We start from the raw sequence: 20,780 nt of genomic DNA on the forward strand, positions 1-20,780 counted from the left end.
GGTGGAGAGAATGTTGAAAAAGAAATGGAGCTTTGCAGCAATCGGTTTGTCGGCAGCACTTGTACTGGGGGCGTGCGGCAACGATGAGCCGGATGCAAGTGCAGGGGAGAAAGAATACGATCTGAAAATGTCCGTGACTGTATCGGAATCTTCGACATGGTATGAAGCAGCGGAAAAATTGAAAGAGGATTTGGCGGAAGAATCGGATGGCCGCATCAACCTGGAACTTTATGCAAATGAGCAATTGTCGGGCGGAGATTCAGGCAAAGCTGTTGAGAGTCTTTCGAAAGGCTCGATCGACCTGACATTCAACTCGACAATCATCTATTCGATTCTTGATGACCGTTTCGGTGTAGCGAGTGCGCCGTTCCTCTTCAATAACACGGATGAAGTGGATCCGGTATTTGCTGGTGAAGGCGGAGACAAGATCAAGGAAATCTTGGCTGAAAAAGGCGTTCATGCACTCGGCTACGGTGAAAATGGTTTCCGCCAATTGACGAACAGCCAATTGGAAGTGAAGTCGCCGGAAGATTTGAAAGGCCTGAAAATCCGGATTCCAGGAATCACAATGTACACAGATCTTTACCGTGAGCTTGGCACAGATCCGCAGACAATGACGTTCTCTGAAGTGTTCACATCGCTCCAGCAGGGAACAATCGACGGACAGGAAAACCCGATCGACGTCATCCATTCTTCGAAACTGAACGAAGTACAGGAATACATGACAATGTGGAACTACTCGTATGATCCGCTTGTGCTCGGCATGAACAAGAAATTGTATGATTCTTTGAGTGAAGAAGACCGTGAATTGTTTGACCGCCTCGGCAAAGAAGCGGCAGAGTTCCAGGTAGAACGTGCACGTGAAAAAGAAGCGGAGCAGATTGCAGCTTTGGAAGAAGCCGGCATGAAGCTGTACTACCCGTCTGATGAAGAATTGGCCCAGTTCAAAGAAGCGGTTCAGCCGGTTTACGACAAGTACACAGACATCTGGGGTGCTGACCTGTTAAGCGCGTTCCGAGGAGAGTAAGGGGGACTTCCATTGAAAGTTTTGAATCATATTGAAGAGGTGATCCTGTTCATCACCTTCCTCGTGATGACGATCATTGCCTTCGCTAATATTGTGTCACGAAACTTTTTAGAGCAATCCCTTTCGTTTACTGAAGAAATCACAATCAATCTATTCGTATTGCTGACATTTGTTGGAGCTGCAGTAGGTGTGCGCCGTTACGCACACCTCGGCTTCACTTTGTTGTTTGACAAAGTGAATAATGGAGTGCAAAAAGCGCTCGTCGTCTTTTCAACAATTATGGGACTTATTCTATTCGGTGTATTGCTTTGGTACGGCCTCCAGATGGTCCTGTTCCAGATGGATATGGGACAGAAAACGCCGGCACTTGGCTGGCCGCAATGGATTCTGTCGGCGGCATTGCCGTTCGGCGCATTATTATGCGTCATCCGGACAATCCAGGTCGGGATTGAAGAATTGAAATTACTGGGCTCGGCGCCGCGGAAAGGGGAGGAAGTGCAATGACGGCATTATTACTGTTCGGTGTATTCTTCCTGCTCGTCTTTCTGCGTGTTCCGATCGCCATTTCCCTTGGGATCTCATCCCTTGCAGTACTGGTGACATCGAGCGGTATATTCGGCTTGGAAATGGTCACTGACATCATGTACACAAGCGTAGCGAAGTTCACATTGCTTGCGATTCCGTTCTTTATTCTTGCGGGAGTCATCATGGAGCATGTCGGCATTTCGAAACGGCTCATCGACTTTGCGCAGGCGCTCGTCGGCCACATGAAAGGCGGCGTCGTATTCGTTACTGTGCTCGTTGCGATTTTCTTCGCAGCCATCTCGGGCTCCGGCCCGGCTACTGTAGCAGCGCTCGGGGGGATCCTGATTCCCGCGATGGTCAAAAACGGCTTTAAAAAAGAAACAGCCGGGGCGCTCGTTGCGAGTTCCGGTGCAATCGGAATCGTTATCCCGCCGAGTATCGCATTCATCGTCTTTGCGGTCGTCGCCGGTGACCAGATTCCTGTCACCATCAACCGTCTGTTCATGGCAGGAGTCATTCCAGGTATCCTGATGGGCATCGCTTTCATCAGTGCAGCAATGTTTGTCCGTGCAAAAATGGTCAAACGCGGAGAATTCCACCCGCAGGAAGGCGTCAGCGTGAAAAAAGCGAGCGGGAAAGAAATCTGGCAGGCGTTCCTGGCAGCTTTGCCCGGCTTGATGATTCCGGTCATCATCCTCGGCGGGATCTACGGCGGTTTCTTCACGCCGACCGAAGCGGCAGTTGTCGCTGTGGTGTACGGGTTGATTGTCGGCATCTTCATGAACCGTAAACATACCTTCAGCAAGATGTATACGATTCTTGTGGAAGCGGCGCTCCAGACAGCGGTCGTCATGATCATTGTCAGTGCGGCATCCGTATTCGCCTACATCATTACGACCGAGCAGATTGCCCGTTCAATTTCAGACGGCATCATGGGCTTGACGTCGAACCCGATTATCATTCTGCTGTTATTGAACGTTCTCCTGTTAATTGCAGGAGCATTCATCGACGCCATTTCAGCTCTTTATATTTTTGTTCCGATCCTATTGCCGATCATCATTTTACTGGAAGTGGACCCAACGGTTTTCGGTGTTTTTGTTGTCATGAACCTGGCGATAGGCCTGTTCACACCGCCAGTCGGTTTGAACCTTTACGTAGCGGCAGGGATATCCAAAACGAACATTGTTGAAATATCAAGAGGCGTGGTGCCATTCGTCATCGCCGCAATCGTTGTCTTGATGCTTGTTACATATATTCCGGTGCTATCTACGTTCTTGCCGGATCTATTAGAAGTTAAATAAGGGGATGAAGAAATGAAAATGGAAAACGAAGTAGCAATCATCACTGGTGCCGCGAACGGCATCGGTCAGGAAGTCGCGGTACAGCTCGCGAAAGAAGGCGCGCGTGTCGTATTGGTCGACTTGAATTCATGCGAAAAAACAATCGGGCTTCTCGGAGATGCGGAACACCTTGAATGTCTCGGTGACATCCGCGATCCCGAATTCGTCAAGGCGGTCGTGAACCGCGCCGTTGAAAAATACGGCAGCGTCGAAATCCTCGTCAATAACGCCGGGACGGCGAGCCGCAAGAACATCGAAACGATGACTTTGGAGGACTGGGACCGCGATCTCGATACGAACTTGAAAGCGGCATTCCTGTTCATCCAGGCTGCCGTCTATCCGCATATGAAAGAAGCAGGATATGGCCGCATCATCAATATTTCTTCCGTTTCCGGCATCAATGGCGGCGTTGTTTCCGGCGGGGATGAAAATGGACGTTCCGGCCCGGCTTATTCCGCCTCCAAAGGCGGCATCATCGCCCTCACGAAATGGGTCGCAAAAGAACTCGGCAAATACGGCATCACGTGCAACTCGGTCGCACCGGGAGCAACAGCGACAGGCATCACGGCCGGTGTCGCTTACGATACGAGCAACCAGGTAATCGACCGGATGGGGCAGCCGAGCGACATCGCCTATGCTGTCATGTATTTCGCTTCAAGGGAGTCCAGCTATACCACTTCGCAAGTGCTAAAAGTGGACGGGGGCATTTCCATTGGATAACGAACGCTTACAAGCCGTGTACGACGAAGGGGCAAAGCGGATTGCCGGGCGCTTAAAGAAAGATACGGATCTTTTTACAGGAATCAAGGAAGTATGCAGTCATTTTGGTGTGGAGTCGGCTCATTTCCAATGCTTCGGGTCTTTGAAGTATGCGAGTTATCTGCAGGTTGAGCGCGCCGGTGAAGGCGGACTGATCCAATACTCGGAGAAGCGTCAATCGAATTCGGCAGTGGAATTGCTTTCGGGAAGCGGATTCGTCGGCAAAGGGGAGGACGGGGAAGTGGACGTCCATTTCCACGGCATGCTCATCGATTGCGACGGCCGTCTGGACGGCGGACATTTCATTGCGGATGAGAATCCGGTTGCAGTCACGATCGAATTCATTATTTTCCCGCTGGACATGGATTTGCAGCGCGGCAAAGATGCTCATTGGGGCTTGCCGGTATTTCAATTTTCGCAAAGGAGTGGAAAGTAAATGGAAACATTGGGCCAATTGGCGATGCGTTCAGCGCATGCCTACCCTGATAAGACAGCAGTCATCGACGATCATCGGTCGTTCACGTATAAAGAATTCAGCGCGCGTGCAGGAGCCCTCACTGCATATTTCAAGAAGATGGGCATCGGCAAAGGGGACCGTGTCGGCATTTTGATGTCGAACCGCCTGGAGCATGTGGAATTGGATGTGGCGACGGCTCTCGCGGGCGTCGTGAAAGTGCCGCTCAATTACCGGCTACACCCGAAAGAGCACCGTTACATGATTGAAGATGCGTCGCTCAGCCTCATCATCGGGGATGCAGAGTTGATCGATGCCATCGGTTTGGATGGTGAATTGCCGGTCCTTTATATCGGCGAGGACTATGAAGCAGAAGTCGCTTCGCATCTCGGTGGGCTTCATAAGGCGGACGTCGGCGAAGATGACCTGTTCGCCATCATGTATACATCGGGGACGACGGGCAATCCGAAGGGCGTCATGCTGTCGCACCGGAATATCATTGCAGGTGCATTGTCGCTCGCGCAGGTTTGTGAAGTCACTTATGAGGACATCATCGGCCACGTAGCGCCGCTCACGCACGGCGCGAACTTCCTGAGCCACGTCGCCTGGCTGTACGGCCTCACGCAGCGCGTCTACAGCAAATTCGAGCCGGAGGAATTCCTGGACCATCTCGTGGAAGACAAAGTGTCCGTTCTGTTCCTCGTTCCGACAATGGTCAACCTGATGATCCAGCACCCGAATTTCGATGCGTCGAAACTGGCGACGGTCAAATCGATCAATATGGCGGGTTCGCCAATCGCGGCAAGCAAGCTGGAAGAAGCGCTCGACAAAGCGGGCAATATTTTCGTCGAGACTTACGGCCAGGTGGAAGCGCCGATGTGCATCACGATGATGCCGCGCAACGAAATCCGCGATCACCTCACGTCATGCGGGCGCATCGGGATATTCGCGGATGTGCAAATCGTCAACGACGACAACGAAGAAGTGCCGAACGGCGAAGTCGGCGAAATCATCGCCAAAGGATCGCTCGTCATGCAGGGCTATTGGAACAACGAAAAAGCGACAGCCGAAACATTGCGCGACGGCTGGCTCCATACGGGCGACCTCGGCTGGCGCGACGATCAGGGATATATCCACATCGTCGACCGCAAAAAAGACGTCATCATCTCGGGCGGCGTGAACATCTACCCGCGCGAAGTGGAAGAAGTGCTGAACCTGCACGCAGGCGTCAAGGAAACATGCGTCGTCGGCATGCCGGACGACAAATGGGGCGAAAACGTCATCGCGTTTGTTGTGCCAAACGGCAAAGAAGAAGTGACGGCGGAACAATTGATCGAGCTGTGCAAAGAAAACCTGGCATCATTCAAGAAACCGAAAGAAATCCACATCGTCGACGAATTGCCGAAAAGCTCGTACGGCAAAATCCTGAAGCGCGAAATGAAACAGCAGCACGCGGAGGTGGCAAAATGACGAACGCTTATATTCACGGCATCGGCATGACGAAGTTCGGCACGTTGGAATCGTCTTTGAAAGAACTATTGCTCGAGGCAAGCGCGGAAGCATTGCGCGATGCGGGACGTCCGAAAATCGACGCGGTCTTCGTCGGCAACTTCATGGGCGGCAGCATTTCCAACCAGGAGATCCTTGGCGCGATCGTTGCGAACGAACTCGGCCTCGGCTATATTCCGTCCACGAAAGTGGAAGGCGCCTGCGCATCCGGCGGTATCGCGTTTCGCCAGGGCCTGCTCGGCATCATGAGCGGTGAATACGACACGGTACTCGTCGCAGGCGTGGAAAAGATGAAACACGCATCCACACCGGATGTCACGCAGGCAATCAACGCTGCAATGGATACGACGACGAATGAAAAGAATGCGGGTCTCACGTTCCCTGGATTTTTCGGTGTGCTGGCGAACCGTTATTTCCACGAAACGGGCGCTTCGAAAGAGCATTTGGCGCGCGTCGCATTGAAAAACCGCGAAAACGGCGTCAACAATCCGCTGGCGCAATTCCCGAAACCGACATCCATCGAAGAAATCATGAACGCGCGCATGATCACCGATCCGCTCGGCCTGTTCGATTGCTCGCCGATGACGGACGGCGCTGCGGCAGTCGTCATTTCACGCAAAAAGTCACCTGTCCATGTGCGGGCATCCGCGCAAGTGTCGGGACCGACGAAAATGCAGGATGCGATCGATCTGCTGTCGATTCCGGCAATCGGGGAATCCGGCAGACGCGCTTACGAAAAAGCGGGCGTCGGACCGGAAGACATCGACGTCGTGGAAATCCATGACTGCTTCTCGATGACGGAAATCATCGCGACGGAAGAACTCGGCTTCTTCAACCGCCGCGAAGGCTGGAAAGCGGTCGAAGAAGGACGCACGAAAGTGGATGGCGACAAGCCGGTCAACACGAGCGGCGGACTTCTGTCGCGCGGCCATCCGATCGGCGCGACCGGCATCGCACAGATCTACCAATTGGTCCGCCAATTGCGCGGCAACGCCGCCAATCAGGTGCCGAAACTGCCGCGTCTCGCCATGGCACAAAATCTGGGTGGCACAGGTTCCTACTCGACTGTCCACATTTTAGAGAGGGTGTAACGGGATGAAAATCTATTCTTGCTGCGGAAACGAATCCATCACGAAAAAATACTTCTGTCCGGAATGCGGTTCGAGCGAGTTCGAAGAGCGCGAAGTGTCAAACGACGGCACCGTCTACAGCTTCACGAAAATCCATATCGCCCCGGCGGAATTCGCCGGCATCGCCCCTTATTACGTCGTGCTCGTCCAGCTGGATGAAGCGAATGCCAAAGTGACGGCGCGCATGGAAGAGGAAGTCGCGATCGGAGACAAAGTCGTTCTCGACCGCGAAGAAGGCGGCGCGTATTTGTATAAGAAAGTGCCGAGTGCGGAAGTAGTGAATTAATAAGAGGGCTGCCCGAAAATCCGGATGATGGATTTTCGGGCGATTTTTTTGTATGAGTAAGAGAGGAGCGGATGAGCCTTATTTTGCGAATATTAAATTGGATGTCATTAATGATTAAAAATTCTGTATAATTATTATGGTAAAAGTCAAAAGGGGGGCTCTTTTTGAAGAGTAGGGCGGTTCTGGCGTTTTTCGTTGTTGCGTTAAGTATTCTCGGTACAGCCTGCCATACGAATGAAGAAGCAGGAAGACAGGAAATCCCGAGCGAACAGGACGGCCTTTTTGCGGCAACTGAACAGGAACGGTATGAAACTGCTGATGAAGGCGTTGCCATTCTGATCGAAAATGAGACAGACCTTGATTTTGAAGGGGATCCTGCGTATTCAATCGAGCGGGAAATTGATGGCGTGTGGTACACGGTGGACATGAGAAGAGACTTCCCGGCAATGGGCTTTTTTGTGGGCGCTCAATCAATCACTACAGAGTTTTACCCGCTGGAAGTGGTGGAAGAAGAATTGACGCCGGGAAACTACCGGATTGTTCTCTCTTTTATTCAACAGACAGACGAGGGATTGGTGGGCGAGGAAATTTACCTTGCAGCTACGTTTGAAATTGTCGATTGATCCATACAAGAAGCGGAACTCACATTACGAACAAGAAAAAACCAGCGAAAGAAAGACTCAGCCTTCTCTCGCTGGTTCGTTCTGATACTGCTTTTCCAACCCCAACAGCATTTCCTTGAGCGGAAGCCCGCCGCGGAAGCCGGTGAGTGCCCCGTTCTTGCCGATGACGCGGTGGCAAGGCACCAGGATGAGCAGCGGATTGGCTCCGATCGCAGACGCCGCTGCGCGGACTGCAGTCGGCTTGCCGATCGCCTCGGCGATGTCCGAGTAGGAGACCGTTTGTCCGTATGGGATCTCGCAGAGCGCATTCCATACGGATAGCTGGAAGTCGGTGCCGCGTGCATCAATCGGCAATGAAAACGTGTCGGTTCCTCCGTTCAGGAAGTTCTGGACTTCTTCCCGGTAAGGAGCCAATGCCTCGTCGTCTTCGATCAGCCCTTCATGCGGTACGTGCTTTCGAAGACGTTTTTCGAACGCTTCGAACGATTCATCCGGAGTTCCGAGATAGCATAGTCCTTTTTCTGTTTTTGCCAAATAGAATTGCCGGGAACCGTGAGAAAAAGTTGACCAATCGATGTGCTTTTCCACTGCTGGTTTCCTCCTTTGCATTTCACTTTTTTCCAGTATACAACAAAATGAACAATGTGTTTTATCGCAGCGTCAGCGGGAATAGAGAAGGTATAACGATTGGAGGAGGGACAACATGGCACGAGACAAGAACAAAGAGGAATTGCAGGAGCAACAGCAGAAAAAAGAATTGCGTGAAGAAGAGAAGTCCATCAGAGACCAGGTCCAAAATCCCGATCAGCAGAACCAAAACATCGATACGGAAAACCAAAGAAAATAGAAAGTATAGCCGCACCTTGAATCGGAGGTGCGGTTTTTTGCGGCTTCATTCACAAAAAATCCGAAAATTCCACCGGACAGGTGTTTTGGCTAAGGTATAATAAAAGAAAACGAAAGTTGGGAGCATGATGGCTTTTACAGACTTGACGATCGCGAAAAATGCCGCACTTTTGCCGATTACGGAAATAGCGGAACAGGCAGGGATTCCAGCGGATGCACTTGAGTTATACGGAAATCACAAAGCGAAGATCACGACGGACCGCCTGCCGAAAATGACTGCACTAGGGAAGGTGGTGCTTGTGACGGCAATCAGTCCGACACCGGCAGGAGAAGGGAAGTCTACTGTTACAGTAGGGCTTGCGGATGCCTTAAAACAATTGGACGAATCGGTCATGGTCGCACTGCGGGAACCATCTCTTGGTCCGGTCATGGGCGTTAAAGGTGGCGCGACAGGTGGCGGATATGCACAAGTCTTACCGATGGAAGACATCAACCTTCACTTTACGGGAGACATTCACGCCATCACGACTGCTAATAACGCACTGTCCGCGTTTATCGATAACCACCTACATCAAGGGAACCTGTTGAAAATGGATCCACGCCGAATTGTTTGGAAACGTGTGCTAGACATAAACGACCGCGCGCTTCGCCATGTCATGATTGGCCTCGGTGGACCTGGGCAAGGAATTCCGCGGGAAGACGGATTCGATATTACGGTCGCATCCGAAATCATGGCGGTGCTTTGCTTGGCCGTGTCGCTGGACGATTTGAGAGAACGTCTCGCACGCATGCTCATCGGTTACACGTATGACCGGGAACCGATCACAGTGCGTGACCTTGGTGTAGAAGGTGCACTGACTTTGTTGCTGAAAGACGCATTCAAGCCGAACCTCGTCCAGACGATGGAAGGGACACCGACGATCATTCACGGTGGACCGTTCGCCAATATTGCGCATGGCTGTAACTCACTTGCAGCCACGCAAACAGCGCGTCAGCTGGCAGATATTGTCGTTACGGAAGCGGGCTTCGGTGCGGATCTCGGAGCCGAGAAGTTCATGCACATCAAATCGCGCAAAGGCGGATTCCATCCGGATGCGGTGGTGATCGTGGCGACAGTCCGTGCACTGAAAATGCATGGCGGCATAGTGAAAGCCGAGTTGGCTGAAGCGAATGCAGAAGCAGTGCGCCGCGGCATGGTCAACCTCGAGAAGCATGTGGAGACAATCCGCCAATTCGGCATCGAACCCGTCATTGCCTTGAACCGTTTCATTACGGATTCGGCTGAAGAAATGGCAACTATCCAAGAGTGGGCAGAAGCAGCCGGCGTACCACTGGCACTGACGAATGTATGGGAAGAAGGCGGGAAAGGTGGTCTGGAGCTGGCTGCGCTAGTAAAGCAGCAACTGGCTGAACCGACGGACTTCCATTTCTTATACGAAGAAAGTGACGCAGTCGAGGAGAAATTGCGCGCAATCGTCGAGAACGTTTACGGTGGAGCCGGCGTCCAACTGACCGAGGCGGCACAGAAGCAATTGCTCCAATTGAAGAAGTACGGCTGGGATGAGCTGCCGATCTGCATGGCGAAGACGCAGTACTCGCTGTCGGATCAGCCGGCACTTCTCGGCCGTCCGGAAGGATTCACAGTGACGATCCGCGAAATCATTCCGAAGCTCGGCGCCGGATTCCTTGTCTGCCTGACCGGCGACATCATGACGATGCCGGGATTGCCGAAACAGCCAGCGGCACTTGGCATGGATGTCGGTGAAGACGGCGAAGCGATGGGGCTGTTCTAAGTGGTACAGCATGAGCTTTTGGTTACGGATTACGTCGAAGATGGCAGCTCCCTCTACATCCAAGTGGAAATTAGAGACGGAGAAACAGAACTATCCTTCCGCGGGGAAGTGCGTTTTTTAGAAGAGCTGCTTTACGGAGATCTCATCCATCCGACAAGATCCCCGCTGAGCGATTCTTGCCGGACATATAGTATCGGGACATTAAGAAAGCATTTTGGGCGGTGAGCCTGGAATGCTTTTTCTTTTGCTAGGTGCATGAACCGTGGGGTATGGTAAAATAAGTTATTAGAAATTTGCGCGTCTGGACAGAAAAGAGGGGTCTTTTTGAAGCTAACACCAAAGTTATGGAAGGTATTGCTGGTTGTTGCGGGGATTTTATATTTTGCATTTGCGGCGGTTGCTGCCCAGGCGTTCTTGGGTGAAGGATTTGAACAGGCGAACCAATGGAAGAAAGACCGGCCGTCTGCTTATTATTTGAATGTACTCATCCTCATTGCGGTATTTTTTATTTTTCTCGGTCTGTTCAACCGCTTTGTCATCAGTTTTCTGGCAACGCATGTCGTGGCAGGCGGGCTTGTGGTCATCAGCTTTTATAAATTCGGGTTTCTCGGGGAAAACTTGTATCCATGGGATTTGCTGCTGTACAGCAACGTCTTCAACTTGTTGCCGAATTTGTTGCAGGAAGTGAATGCCGGCGCGCTGCTTCTCGGTCTGGCGGTTGTTGTGGCAGGCGTATCTGGATTAATCGCCTACTGGTGGATGAAACGCCCGAAGCCGCTGTTCCGCCTGAAATGGTGGGCGCGCGTGCCGTTGCTCCTGCTCGCGGCTGTATTCTTATGCTTGTTCGTCTTTTACCGATCGATTCCGGGAGTCGAAGCGGGATTGAAAGACCGTGCGGAAGTCACGAACATTACATGGGATCAAAATAAAAACTATGCAGAAAACGGTTTTTTCCTGACGTTCCTTTTGAATATGCAAAGCGCGATCATTTGGGCGCCGTCCGGCTATAACGAGCGGGCGATCGAGGAAATCATGGCACGGCTGGAAGCGGAGCAATCGCCATCGGACGCGGAAGCTCCAGCTCAACAGCCGAACATCATCTTCATCATGAGCGAATCGTTCTGGGATCCGACTTTGCTTGAAGGCGCACGATTCGAACCGGACCCGATGCCGTTTGTCCGTGAACATCAGAACGGTGCGTTGTTGTCCCCGACATTCGGCGGCGGGACGAGCAATGTGGAATTCGAGCTGTTGACGGGCTTCACCAATATGTTCTTGCCGACCGGCTCGGTGCCTTACCAGCAGTACATCAAGTCGGAAATTCCGGCCCTGCCGAATTACTTAGCGGATAAAGGCTATAAGCCGCTTGCAATCCACCCTTATCCGAAGTGGTTCTGGAACCGCGAGGAAGTGTATGAGCACATGGGCTTTGAAGAATTCATCGACATCGATGGCTTTGAAGACCCGCTCTACAAAGGGCCATTCGTCTCGGACGCGCAAGTGACGGAGACCATCATCGAACAGATCGAAGCGGCGGATGAGCCAGTCTTCATACATGCCGTGACGATGCAGAACCATACGAGCTATAACGAAGATAAATACGAAGAATTCACCGTGGAAACAGAGGTGCCTGAAGGAGTGGATCCGGTACTGAACCTTCTGCTGCGTTCCTTCACACAAGGGGTACAGGATGCGGACGCCGCGTTTGCGGAGCTGGCCGCATATGCGGAAGCATCGGACGAGCCGACCTTGATCGTCTTTTTCGGCGATCATCTTCCTGCCATCGGTCCGGACTATAAACTGTTCAAGCAGACGGATTTCGTGCCAAGAGGGGTCGGCGAATCTGCTTGGGAACTGGATGATTTCCGGAAGATGCGGAGCACGCCGCTCGCCATCTGGAATAATTACGGAGCGGACGTGCCAGAGCTCGGGACGGTTAGTCCGAATACACTTGCTTCGGTCGCCCTCGACTTAGCGGGCGTCGACAAGCCGTTGTTTTACAAGGCAGTCGACCTCTTCCGTGACGTGATGCCCGGCTATACGGTCGATGTCAAAGTCGATGCGGACGACGAGTTGTACCGTATCACACCAGACGAAGTGGAAGCGTTGAAGCAGGATTACGAATTGTTGCAGTATGACCGATTATTCGGGGAGCAATACAGTTCAGAATTGAAAAAATGAATGAGGATGCCGTCGTTTCTGTTAAAATAAGAGAGTAGAATTTTAACAACGAGAGGAAGTATGGATATGTTCAAGAAAATGGCTGCAGATGCACTCGGGTTATCGGATGTCGGCAAAATCATCGATCCTCAGGATTACGACAAGACGGACGCAGACGATTATGTCATGCATGAAGATGATGAGAAGATTTATTTCCTGATCAAAACGAAAGCGGATGAATATTGTTTCACGAACTTGGCTCTCATCCACGTCGACGGCGAAAGTGCGATGTCTTCCAAACGGACATTGAAGCGCTACCCGTATTCCCAGCATACGATTTCGGATGTCAGCCTGGAGACGGCAGGGAAGATCGATTTGGATGTCGAGATCGACTTCAAGCTCGGTCCGGTCGCATTCAGCATCGACGTCCAGAAAGACCAGATCGAGCGTTTGAAGGATTTGTATAAATCCTTGCTTCGCATCGCGGAAATCACGCATGAAAATGCCATTGTTATGCACATGGCGAACGACAGCCTGGAAAAAGCGGTGTCGATTCTGCAAAACTCGAGAGTAGGAGATGTGAAGCTGGACGACCAATACAACAAGCTGACTGATTTTGGCTTCACATGGATGACATCCGTCCGAAACCAGTACCACGTGAAGGATTTCGGGGATGTTTTTGAAAAGTATATTAACAATTGACAAAAATGAGGCTTTCCTTCGCGGGGAAGCTTTATTTTTTGTATACAAGATGCCAGCAAAAGGATTAGAATGGAGAAGACTTGTGGCGAGACAGGAAGCTGTCTCGAAATGAGGAATTTGTTGAATCGTTTCAGGAGGGAATAAAATGTTAAAAGATGTGTTTATCGGGTTGTCTCAAAATCAATTACTGACTGCTGCGGCCAAGAGATATGGTTTGCAATTGGGCGCCCAAAGCGTTGTGGCGGGCACAAACATTGAGGAGACGATTCAGACGATACGTGATCTGAACGCGCAAGGCATCAGCTGCACCATCGATAATCTCGGAGAGTTCGTAGCTGAGCGGGAAGAAGCGACAGCGGCGAAGAACAAGATTCTGGAAGCCATCGAGCGAATCCATGAAAGCGGTGTCAATGCACACGTTTCATTAAAGCCGACACAGCTCGGGCTGGATATCGACTACGATTTTTGTTATGACAACTTATACGAAATCACGGAAACAGCAAGTAAATATAAAATGCATATCAATATCGATATGGAGGACTATGCACACGTGCAGCCCTCGTATGATCTGCTCGAAACGTTGACGAAAGAGTTTTCGAACATCGGCACAGTGATCCAGTCGTACTTCTACCGTGCAGCGGAAGACGTGGAAACACATCGCGACCTGCGCTTACGGATCGTCAAAGGTGCTTACAAAGAGCCAGTTGACGTCGCGTTCCAAACACGGCAAGAAATCGATGAGAATTTCATCGCGCTGGCGCAGGATCATTTGCTGAACGGCAAGTTCACGTCCATTGCGACGCATGATCACCACATCATCGAGCAACTAATCGACTTCATCGAAGCGAACAATGTTTCACACGACCGCTTCGAATTCCAGATGCTTTACGGCTTCCGCAAAGAACTGCAGCGGGAACTTGTGAAGCGGGGCTACAAAGTATGTGTGTACGTGCCATTCGGCGATGACTGGTATGCGTATTTCATGCGCCGCCTCGCTGAGCGTCCACAAAACTTGAACTTGGTCGTCAAACAAGTTTTCACGAAGAAGACAAATACGATCATCGGGCTCGTTGCGGGTGCTTATGCGCTCGGCCGACTGACTGCAAAAAAACGCAAATAATAATGGGAAAGCCGCCTCTGCTGCGTCGTTATGACGACGCGCGAGGCGGCTTTTTGCGTTAATTGTTGTTTGTAGGATTTTAACTTGGATTGCTCGGCCGATAACTGGCGTTGCTTCTCATTCAACTTGGATTCATCCGGATTTACCTGTTGCTAGTCAGTTAACCGGTGTTCGTCCAATCCATCACTCTTCCGCGAGCTTGCGCTTGCCAAAAATGAAGTAGTAATAAACGGAGGAGATGATGTAAAGCCCGGCCGTGATGCTGAACGCATAGGCATAGCCCCAGTAGGAGCCGAATGTGATGACCAGTCCGGCAGCGATCGGGCCCATGGCTGCCCAACCGACATTGAAGACCATCTGATTGACGGAGTTCGCGAGCCCTTTGTATTTATCGTGCACGACTTCCATGGCGATTGCGCTTTGGATCGGGTTGCCTGCGTTCATCAGTGCCTGCCGCAGCAGGAAGCCGAGGGACGCGAGCAACAGCGACGTCGTATAAGCGGTCAGGATCAGGAACGGAATCGACAGCACTTGGAACAAGATCAAGGCTTTCACTTTGCCGACGCGTCTGACGAGAATCGGACCGATCAGCATGGCGACAGCGGTCATGGCCGATCCAAGTGAAAGGACCAGTCCGATATATGTATTCGTCGCATCGAAACGGTTCGCGAAGTACAAGTTCAAGTACGGAACGACGAGACCGGAGCCAAAACCGATCAACAGACTGGCGAATGAGAAGTGAAAAATGACGATCAAGTTTTTGCTCAGTCTACTATCTGGAGCGGCATCCTTCTTGTCCGAAGTCGCATCTTCCGTGCTAGTTCTTTCTTCCTGTCTTTGCTTATGGTCGCGTAATCGGAAGAGCGGCAGGAGTCCGAGCGTAAAAAGTGCAGCACCGATGACGAGTGACCAACGGATGGCTTCCACGGGAGAGAGGCCGCCGAAGAGCTGGAACAAATCCGAGATGATGCCGCCAAGCAGGCTTCCGACGACGTTGGCGACCGTCATGAGCGCGAAGTAAATGCTGAATAGGTGGACACGCTCCGAAGGCTTCGAGTTCTCGGCAAGCAGTGGGACGCCTGATACTTGGACGAATGCCATGAACAGCCCGGTAAAGAAAGCCGCGGTGATGAGCGGCGACTCCATGACGGCGAAACTTCTATAGAACAGGGTAGAGGCCGTGAGCAAAGCACCGACGATGATCATCCACTTCCGGCCAATTTTATCGCTCAAGAAACCTGCAGGAATCAGCATGATCGCCGAGGCGAGCGCCGTCATGGAGATGACGCGGCCGTTGACGGTCTCCGGCATCCCCAGTTCTTTAATATATAAATTGTACATTACCATGAAAACTCCCATCCCGATCTGGATCAAGGTGTTGGCGACGATGAAGAGCTTGATATTTCTATTGAACGAAAGAATTTTCGATTTCCAATCTGAAAACCATAAAACAAAACGCTGCATATTGAGTTGCTCCTTATCAGATGGGTTCAGGGAAATGATTTCCTCATAATTCAGCGATTATTTCGCCTCTCTAAATATAAAGTTTTCAGCAAAAGAAATCAATCTAAAACAATCGAATCTTTTTAAAGTTTTCGTAATATTGGTGGAGGAAGTCAAAAAAATACAACTCAAAAGAAATCTGGATGCAAAGATTTTGTTGTGTTGTAAACCAAATGAATTAAATTCGAAATAATTTAAATATTCAATACCATCTAAGGTCTATTCACCTATTCCCCGTTTGTTGAGTGATACCAATGCTTTGTGAAAGATTATTAAAATATGTTGGGACTATCGATACAAGAAGTGGAATTAGGATTAATTGTTTAATTGAAATAAAACAGTAAAAAATTTCTTTTTTTATTGTTATAGTGATTACACAACCGAGAGTTTTCACAGCACCTAGAGCCGGCATCCAATTCGATTAATTGCAGAGGGGGAGGTGTTTTTTTGCGGCCTTTTTTTTACATAGAAGAGGGCGGGATTGAGAAGGTCTAGTGTTTGCTTCACAAAAATGGAGGGAGGAACAAACTTGAAGAAGAGAAATGGTAAACCATTCAAAATGTTGAGTGCAGCAGCATCGCTCCTCATGGCGTTCTCGCTTGTGGCGCCAGGACTTGCGACAGCTGAAGTGCAAAAGAACATGCATCAGTCGGTAAATGGCACAGCGCTTACTGCGAAAGAGAAACTGAGTGATCGCTTACTGACGAACTTCAAAGATGAAGAAAAAGTGACATTCCTGGTGAAATTCAAGGAAAAAGGCGAAACGGAAAAAGTCGCTGCCTCTGCTAAGAAAGCTGCTGAAAAGGCGGGATTGAGCGCACAACGAAGCAAGTTGGCACAACGTTCGGCTGTCGTCTCGGAACTGAAAGCGACTTCACTCGAAGAGCAACAATCCGTCCTTGCTTTCCTCGAAGCGGAAGAAGCGAAAGGAAATGTTGAAGACATCGAGCCATATTACATCGTCAACGGAATGGCCGTGACAGCGACGAAGGAAATCGCTGAAAAAATCGCAGGGTTTGCGGAAGTAGAAAAGGTTTTGGCGAACGAAACACGCCAGCTTTTCACAACGAAGACACCTGATGCAGTATCACCGGAATCACAGGTTGCAAATGTTGAATGGAACGTCGAGCGTGTCAAAGCACCGGATGTGTGGGACATGGGCATCGACGGATCGGGTACAGTCGTAGCGAGCATCGATACAGGTGTTCAGTGGGATCACCCGGCACTGAAAGAAAAATACCGCGGTTACAATGCGGCGACAGGAGAAGTCGACCATGACTACAACTGGTTCGATGCAACTGCTGGTCAAACAACACCGTATGATGACCAAGGGCACGGAACGCACGTAACAGGAACAATGGTCGGCGCTGAGCCGGACGGTTCCAACCAGGTAGGTGTGGCACCTGGCGCGAAATGGATCGGCGTAAAAGCGTTTACGGCAGCAGGTGGTAGCGATGCAGATCTTCTGGCAGCAGCACAATGGATCCTTGCACCGACTGACGCGGACGGAAACACACGTGTGGATTTGGCTCCTGACGTTGTCAACAACTCATGGGGCGGTGGAGCAGGATTGGATGAGTGGTACCGCGATGTTGTCATCAACTGGCGCGCTGCTGAAATCTTCCCTGAATTCTCTGCAGGTAACACGACATTCACAAATCCGGGTGGCCCTGGATCAGTTGCAGCACCAGCGAACTATCCAGAGTCTTTCGCAACAGGAGCTACAGATATCAATAACGTGGTCGGAAGCTTCTCGCTAAGAGGGCCTTCACCGTACGACGAGATCAAACCGGACATCTCGGCTCCGGGTGTCAATATCCGTTCTTCTGTTCCTGGTAGCGGCTACGAAGGCGGCTGGAATGGAACTTCCATGGCTGGTCCGGCAGTAGCTGCGGTAGCGGCAATGCTGCGTCAAGTGAATGCGGATATTACAGTCGATGAAATGGAACGGGTCTTGTTGGAAACAGCTACTCCATTGACGGATGAAAACTATCCGGAAACACCAAACCATGGCTATGGTTATGGATTAGTTGATGCATATGAAGCAGTTTCTTCGATTCTTGATGGGATTGGAACACTTGAAGGACAAGTGGCGAAGCAAGGGGATGACACGGAAGCTCCTGCATTCGAACACGAAGCACCAGCAGAAACTTATGCTGGCATGGACCTTGAACTATCGGTTTCAGTAACAGATGACATCAGCATCGCTTCTGTTACATTGAACTATTTGAACGCGGATGGTGAATTCGAAGCGATCGAAGCATCACGTAAAGCTGGTGACTTCAAATCAGGCGAATTTGCAGTTGCAGTGCCAGGAGATGCAATCACTGGTGAATCATTCGTGTACAACTGGACGATCACGGACTTCGGGAATAACGAAGTCGTATCTGATGACTACACAGTTGAAGTGAAACCAGGCATCACAGTAGGTTACTCTGAAGACTTCGAAGCTGGCGCAGTCGGCTGGACGTCTACAGGAAGCGGCAACACATGGGAGCGCGGAGTTCCGACGACGGGCCCTGGTAATGCTGCTTCTGGAGAAAATGTTTTTGCGACGAACTTGACTGGAAACTACGATTCAGGCTCGAACGCAACATTGATCTTGCCACCAGTTGACCTGCCTGAAGGCGATTCTTACTTGCAGTTCAACCACTGGTTTGACTTTGAAGAATCATCGACTGGTCGTGCGTGGGATTACGGTCACGTCTATATCTCTACGGATGGAGTAGAGTGGACGGCACTTGAGATGTTCCAAGGAGCATCTGAAGGATGGCTTGAAGAAGAAGTGTCTCTATCGGAATACAGCGGACAACGTGTATACCTCGGTTTTAACCTTTACTCTGATGGCAGTGTTGTCAAAGAAGGTTGGTATATCGACGATGTAGCGTTGACGGATGCATCAGGTGAAGAAACGACAGCACCTGGAAAAGTAAAACCGGATCCGAAATTCAACAAAGGCAAGTTAAATGCGATCAAGAACCCAGGTAAGAGCAAACCTGGAAACGAAGGCAGCATGAAAGACAAAGATCCAAATGCGATCAAAAATGCAGTAAAACCGCAACATCACCAGCCAGCAGGCATCGAATCGATCCAATTGCCTGCAGTTGAAGCACCAATCAATCCAACGATCTTGCCACTTGGTGCGCAAGTGAGTGTGCTGGAATCAGGACGTTCTGTCTACACGAACCCAGCAAATGGCTCGTACTCGTTCTCCCACCAGCCAGGTGAATTTACTGTAAAAGCGGAAGCTTACGGATTCCAGTCTGCTGAGCAGTCTGTGGTCATCGAAGCTGATGAAACGACATCTGCGAATTTTGTCCTTGATGAAATCGCGCAAAACACTGTCAGCGGTACAGTGACAGACGGTGAAACAGGCGAAGCGATCGAAGGCGCAACTGTCCTGGTTGTGGAAGATGCGAACGTTTCTCCAGTAGTGACGGATGCAGATGGTGCTTACTCGATCACTGCATACGAAGGTGAATACACAGTGAAAGTAGTAGCAGAAGGTTACCACGGAGCGGAAGCGACAGTGGAAATCGGTGAAGACGCTGCAACACTCGATTTTGCTTTGGAACCATTCTACACAGTTCCAGGTGGGGAAATCGGATATGACGATGGCACTGGCGAAAACGCACGTGCTTATAACGATGGTGGAAATGCGTGGGCTGTGAAAATGACGCTTCCAGAAGGCAATGATGCTGGAATCGTCACTGATGGCGTATTCCGCTTCTGGGATACAACATGGCCAAGCCCGGGCGGCACTGAATTTGCCGTAGAAGTCTGGGATGCAACTGGTGTCGATGGCACGCCAGGTAAATTGCTTGCAGGTCCAGTAGAAGGAACAGCTCTACGTAACGGCGACTGGACGGTTGTCGACTTGAGCGAGCACAACATCATGGTATCTGATGAGTTCTACATGGTTTATCGTCAGACGAAGGCCAACCCGAACACACCAGGATTGGCGACGGATGAAGATGGACCGAACGCTGAACGAAGCTTCCAGCAAGTAGGCGGAGCATGGTCTGCTTCTCCAGCTGAAGAAGGGAACTACATGATCCGTGCGCGTGTCAGCTACGAAGTCAGCACGCCGGTGATCACGACTCCTGAAGAAGGTTTCGTCACGAACAACCCAGAGCTTGTAGTAGAAGGAACAGCTTCGCCAACTACTGAAGTCGTTCTGGAAAACAATGGTGAAGCAGTAGCGACAGCGGAAATCGGAAGTGATGGCACATTCGCGATTCCGGTCGAGCTGACGGAAGGTGCGAACGAGCTCGTAGCGGTCACACTTCTTGATGGACGTGAAACAGGAGAATCTTCTGCTGTGAACGTAACATTGGATACGCAAGCACCAACATTGACGATCGACAATCCAGTAGATGGATCGAAGACGAACCGTGAAACGGTAACGGTCCAAGGAACGGTAACAGACGCTTACCTGGATACAGTGACAGTCAATGGACAACAAGCGACAGTAACGGACGGAAGCTATTCAAAACGGATTCTTCTGGACGAAGGTGACAACGAAATCACAGTTGTTGCAACAGACACAGCAGGTAATGAGACGACTCAAAGCGCAACGTTGACAGCGAAATTCACAGCACCGGTGATCGAAGGCGTTACACCGGCTGAGGACCTTGAGCTTTCAACAGGCTACAGCGTGAAAGTCGAGTTCCACTCAGAGCCTGGCCTGAAAGCATCGTTCATGATCCATATGCCTTTGACGAATGTATCGAATGCGACAGAACTTCCAGTGATGGAAGTCGCACCGGGTCATTATGTCGGGTATTGGACAGTACCACATGGCACAGTAGCCAATGGTGCAGCAGTCGAAGCGAAAGTAGTCGACAGCTTTGGTAACGAAACACGTAAAGCGGCTGAAGGTAAACTGTACATCAATCAATAATGGAGTCGCCCCCGCCACCCGGTCTTGACCGGGCGGCGGGGGCTTCTTTTTTGTGATTCTGTAACGAGTTGCTCCTGCTTCTGCATCGCTTCGCTAGCTT

Annotated in this window: 18 protein-coding genes; 16 read left to right on the forward strand and 2 right to left on the reverse strand. The window is 50.8% G+C overall.

The window, feature by feature from the left end; all coding sequences use genetic code 11:
• The first annotated feature begins 10 nt into the window (after positions 1–10).
• The 9 genes from GIW82_RS10010 (at position 11) to GIW82_RS10050 (ending at position 7,653) form a co-directional block, all read left to right on the forward strand.
• A complete protein-coding gene (locus GIW82_RS10010) occupies positions 11–1,027 on the forward strand; it encodes a DctP family TRAP transporter solute-binding subunit (protein ID WP_154749811.1) in 1,017 nt (338 codons plus the stop codon).
• 12 nt (positions 1,028–1,039) lie between these two features.
• Positions 1,040–1,531 (forward strand): TRAP transporter small permease, encoded by a 492-nt coding sequence (locus GIW82_RS10015; protein WP_154749812.1) that lies wholly within the window; start codon positions 1,040–1,042, stop codon positions 1,529–1,531.
• Positions 1,528–2,853 (forward strand): TRAP transporter large permease, encoded by a 1,326-nt coding sequence (locus GIW82_RS10020; RefSeq protein WP_154749813.1) that lies wholly within the window; start codon positions 1,528–1,530, stop codon positions 2,851–2,853. The genes GIW82_RS10015 and GIW82_RS10020 overlap by 4 nt, the downstream gene beginning before the upstream one ends.
• A gap of 12 nt (positions 2,854–2,865) precedes the next feature.
• Entirely contained in the window at positions 2,866–3,612 is a 747-nt protein-coding gene (locus GIW82_RS10025) for an SDR family NAD(P)-dependent oxidoreductase (RefSeq protein ID WP_154749814.1), read from the forward strand.
• A complete protein-coding gene (locus GIW82_RS10030; RefSeq protein WP_154749815.1) occupies positions 3,605–4,087 on the forward strand; it encodes a PCC domain-containing protein in 483 nt (160 codons plus the stop codon). Before GIW82_RS10025 ends, GIW82_RS10030 begins: the two co-directional genes overlap by 8 nt.
• Positions 4,088–5,575 carry a class I adenylate-forming enzyme family protein gene (locus GIW82_RS10035; protein ID WP_154749816.1) on the forward strand — a complete coding sequence of 496 codons (1,488 nt, stop codon included), beginning with the start codon at positions 4,088–4,090 and terminating at the stop codon, positions 5,573–5,575.
• Positions 5,572–6,705 (forward strand): thiolase domain-containing protein, encoded by a 1,134-nt coding sequence (locus tag GIW82_RS10040; RefSeq protein ID WP_154749817.1) that lies wholly within the window; start codon positions 5,572–5,574, stop codon positions 6,703–6,705. Before GIW82_RS10035 ends, GIW82_RS10040 begins: the two co-directional genes overlap by 4 nt.
• Before the next feature lie 4 nt (positions 6,706–6,709).
• Positions 6,710–7,030, forward strand: a complete 321-nt coding sequence (locus GIW82_RS10045; protein ID WP_154749818.1) for a Zn-ribbon domain-containing OB-fold protein — start codon at positions 6,710–6,712, stop codon at positions 7,028–7,030.
• A 164-nt stretch (positions 7,031–7,194) separates the two neighbouring features.
• Complete coding sequence (locus GIW82_RS10050; protein ID WP_154749819.1) at positions 7,195–7,653, forward strand: immunoglobulin-like domain-containing protein; 459 nt, start codon at positions 7,195–7,197, stop codon at positions 7,651–7,653.
• Positions 7,654–7,710: 57 nt separating this feature from the next.
• Here the strand turns inward: GIW82_RS10050 and GIW82_RS10055 are convergent, their stop codons facing one another.
• On the reverse strand, positions 7,711–8,262 hold the full coding sequence (locus GIW82_RS10055; protein ID WP_154749820.1) for a methylated-DNA--[protein]-cysteine S-methyltransferase: 552 nt from the start codon (positions 8,260–8,262) through the stop codon (positions 7,711–7,713).
• A gap of 94 nt (positions 8,263–8,356) precedes the next feature.
• Here GIW82_RS10055 and GIW82_RS10060 point away from each other — a divergent pair, with 94 nt between their 5' ends.
• The 6 genes from GIW82_RS10060 (at position 8,357) to GIW82_RS10085 (ending at position 14,274) form a co-directional block, all read left to right on the forward strand.
• On the forward strand, positions 8,357–8,500 hold the full coding sequence (locus GIW82_RS10060; RefSeq protein ID WP_154749821.1) for a hypothetical protein: 144 nt from the start codon (positions 8,357–8,359) through the stop codon (positions 8,498–8,500).
• Between the two features lie 127 nt (positions 8,501–8,627).
• Positions 8,628–10,292: a formate--tetrahydrofolate ligase gene (locus GIW82_RS10065; RefSeq protein ID WP_154750022.1), complete on the forward strand. Its 1,665-nt coding sequence runs from the start codon at positions 8,628–8,630 to the stop codon at positions 10,290–10,292.
• Positions 10,293–10,517, forward strand: coding sequence for a hypothetical protein (locus tag GIW82_RS10070; RefSeq protein ID WP_154749822.1), 225 nt, complete (start codon positions 10,293–10,295; stop codon positions 10,515–10,517).
• Positions 10,518–10,616: 99 nt separating this feature from the next.
• Positions 10,617–12,473 (forward strand): LTA synthase family protein, encoded by a 1,857-nt coding sequence (locus GIW82_RS10075; protein WP_154749823.1) that lies wholly within the window; start codon positions 10,617–10,619, stop codon positions 12,471–12,473.
• 66 nt (positions 12,474–12,539) lie between these two features.
• Complete coding sequence (locus GIW82_RS10080; RefSeq protein WP_154749824.1) at positions 12,540–13,154, forward strand: PH domain-containing protein; 615 nt, start codon at positions 12,540–12,542, stop codon at positions 13,152–13,154.
• A gap of 145 nt (positions 13,155–13,299) precedes the next feature.
• Complete coding sequence (locus tag GIW82_RS10085; protein WP_154749825.1) at positions 13,300–14,274, forward strand: proline dehydrogenase family protein; 975 nt, start codon at positions 13,300–13,302, stop codon at positions 14,272–14,274.
• A 183-nt stretch (positions 14,275–14,457) separates the two neighbouring features.
• Here the strand turns inward: GIW82_RS10085 and GIW82_RS10090 are convergent, their stop codons facing one another.
• A complete protein-coding gene (locus tag GIW82_RS10090) occupies positions 14,458–15,738 on the reverse strand; it encodes an MFS transporter (protein WP_154749826.1) in 1,281 nt (426 codons plus the stop codon).
• Positions 15,739–16,288: 550 nt separating this feature from the next.
• On the opposite strand from GIW82_RS10090, the gene GIW82_RS10095 reads away from it, so the two are divergent.
• Positions 16,289–20,680, forward strand: coding sequence for a S8 family serine peptidase (locus tag GIW82_RS10095; protein ID WP_154750023.1), 4,392 nt, complete (start codon positions 16,289–16,291; stop codon positions 20,678–20,680).
• The last annotated feature ends 100 nt before the right edge of the window (positions 20,681–20,780 follow it).

It is taken from the genome of Planomicrobium sp. YIM 101495 (assembly GCF_009707665.1).
In the GTDB taxonomy this organism is placed as follows: domain Bacteria; phylum Bacillota; class Bacilli; order Bacillales_A; family Planococcaceae; genus Planococcus.

Bases quoted from the DNA above. Each gene is read 5' to 3' on its own strand.
- GIW82_RS10090 (WP_154749826.1), bottom strand. From the start codon at position 15,738: ATGCAGCGTTTTGTTTTATGGTTTTCAGATTGGAAATCGAAAATTCTT.
- GIW82_RS10020 (WP_154749813.1), top strand. From the start codon at position 1,528: ATGACGGCATTATTACTGTTCGGTGTATTCTTCCTGCTCGTCTTTCTG.
- GIW82_RS10055 (WP_154749820.1), bottom strand. From the start codon at position 8,262: ATGCAAAGGAGGAAACCAGCAGTGGAAAAGCACATCGATTGGTCAACT.
- GIW82_RS10045 (WP_154749818.1), top strand. From the start codon at position 6,710: ATGAAAATCTATTCTTGCTGCGGAAACGAATCCATCACGAAAAAATAC.
- GIW82_RS10095 (WP_154750023.1), top strand. From the start codon at position 16,289: ATGGAGGGAGGAACAAACTTGAAGAAGAGAAATGGTAAACCATTCAAA.
- GIW82_RS10025 (WP_154749814.1), top strand. From the start codon at position 2,866: ATGAAAATGGAAAACGAAGTAGCAATCATCACTGGTGCCGCGAACGGC.
- GIW82_RS10080 (WP_154749824.1), top strand. From the start codon at position 12,540: ATGTTCAAGAAAATGGCTGCAGATGCACTCGGGTTATCGGATGTCGGC.
- GIW82_RS10040 (WP_154749817.1), top strand. From the start codon at position 5,572: ATGACGAACGCTTATATTCACGGCATCGGCATGACGAAGTTCGGCACG.
- GIW82_RS10065 (WP_154750022.1), top strand. From the start codon at position 8,628: ATGGCTTTTACAGACTTGACGATCGCGAAAAATGCCGCACTTTTGCCG.
- GIW82_RS10085 (WP_154749825.1), top strand. From the start codon at position 13,300: ATGTTAAAAGATGTGTTTATCGGGTTGTCTCAAAATCAATTACTGACT.
- GIW82_RS10035 (WP_154749816.1), top strand. From the start codon at position 4,088: ATGGAAACATTGGGCCAATTGGCGATGCGTTCAGCGCATGCCTACCCT.
- GIW82_RS10060 (WP_154749821.1), top strand. From the start codon at position 8,357: ATGGCACGAGACAAGAACAAAGAGGAATTGCAGGAGCAACAGCAGAAA.
- GIW82_RS10010 (WP_154749811.1), top strand. From the start codon at position 11: ATGTTGAAAAAGAAATGGAGCTTTGCAGCAATCGGTTTGTCGGCAGCA.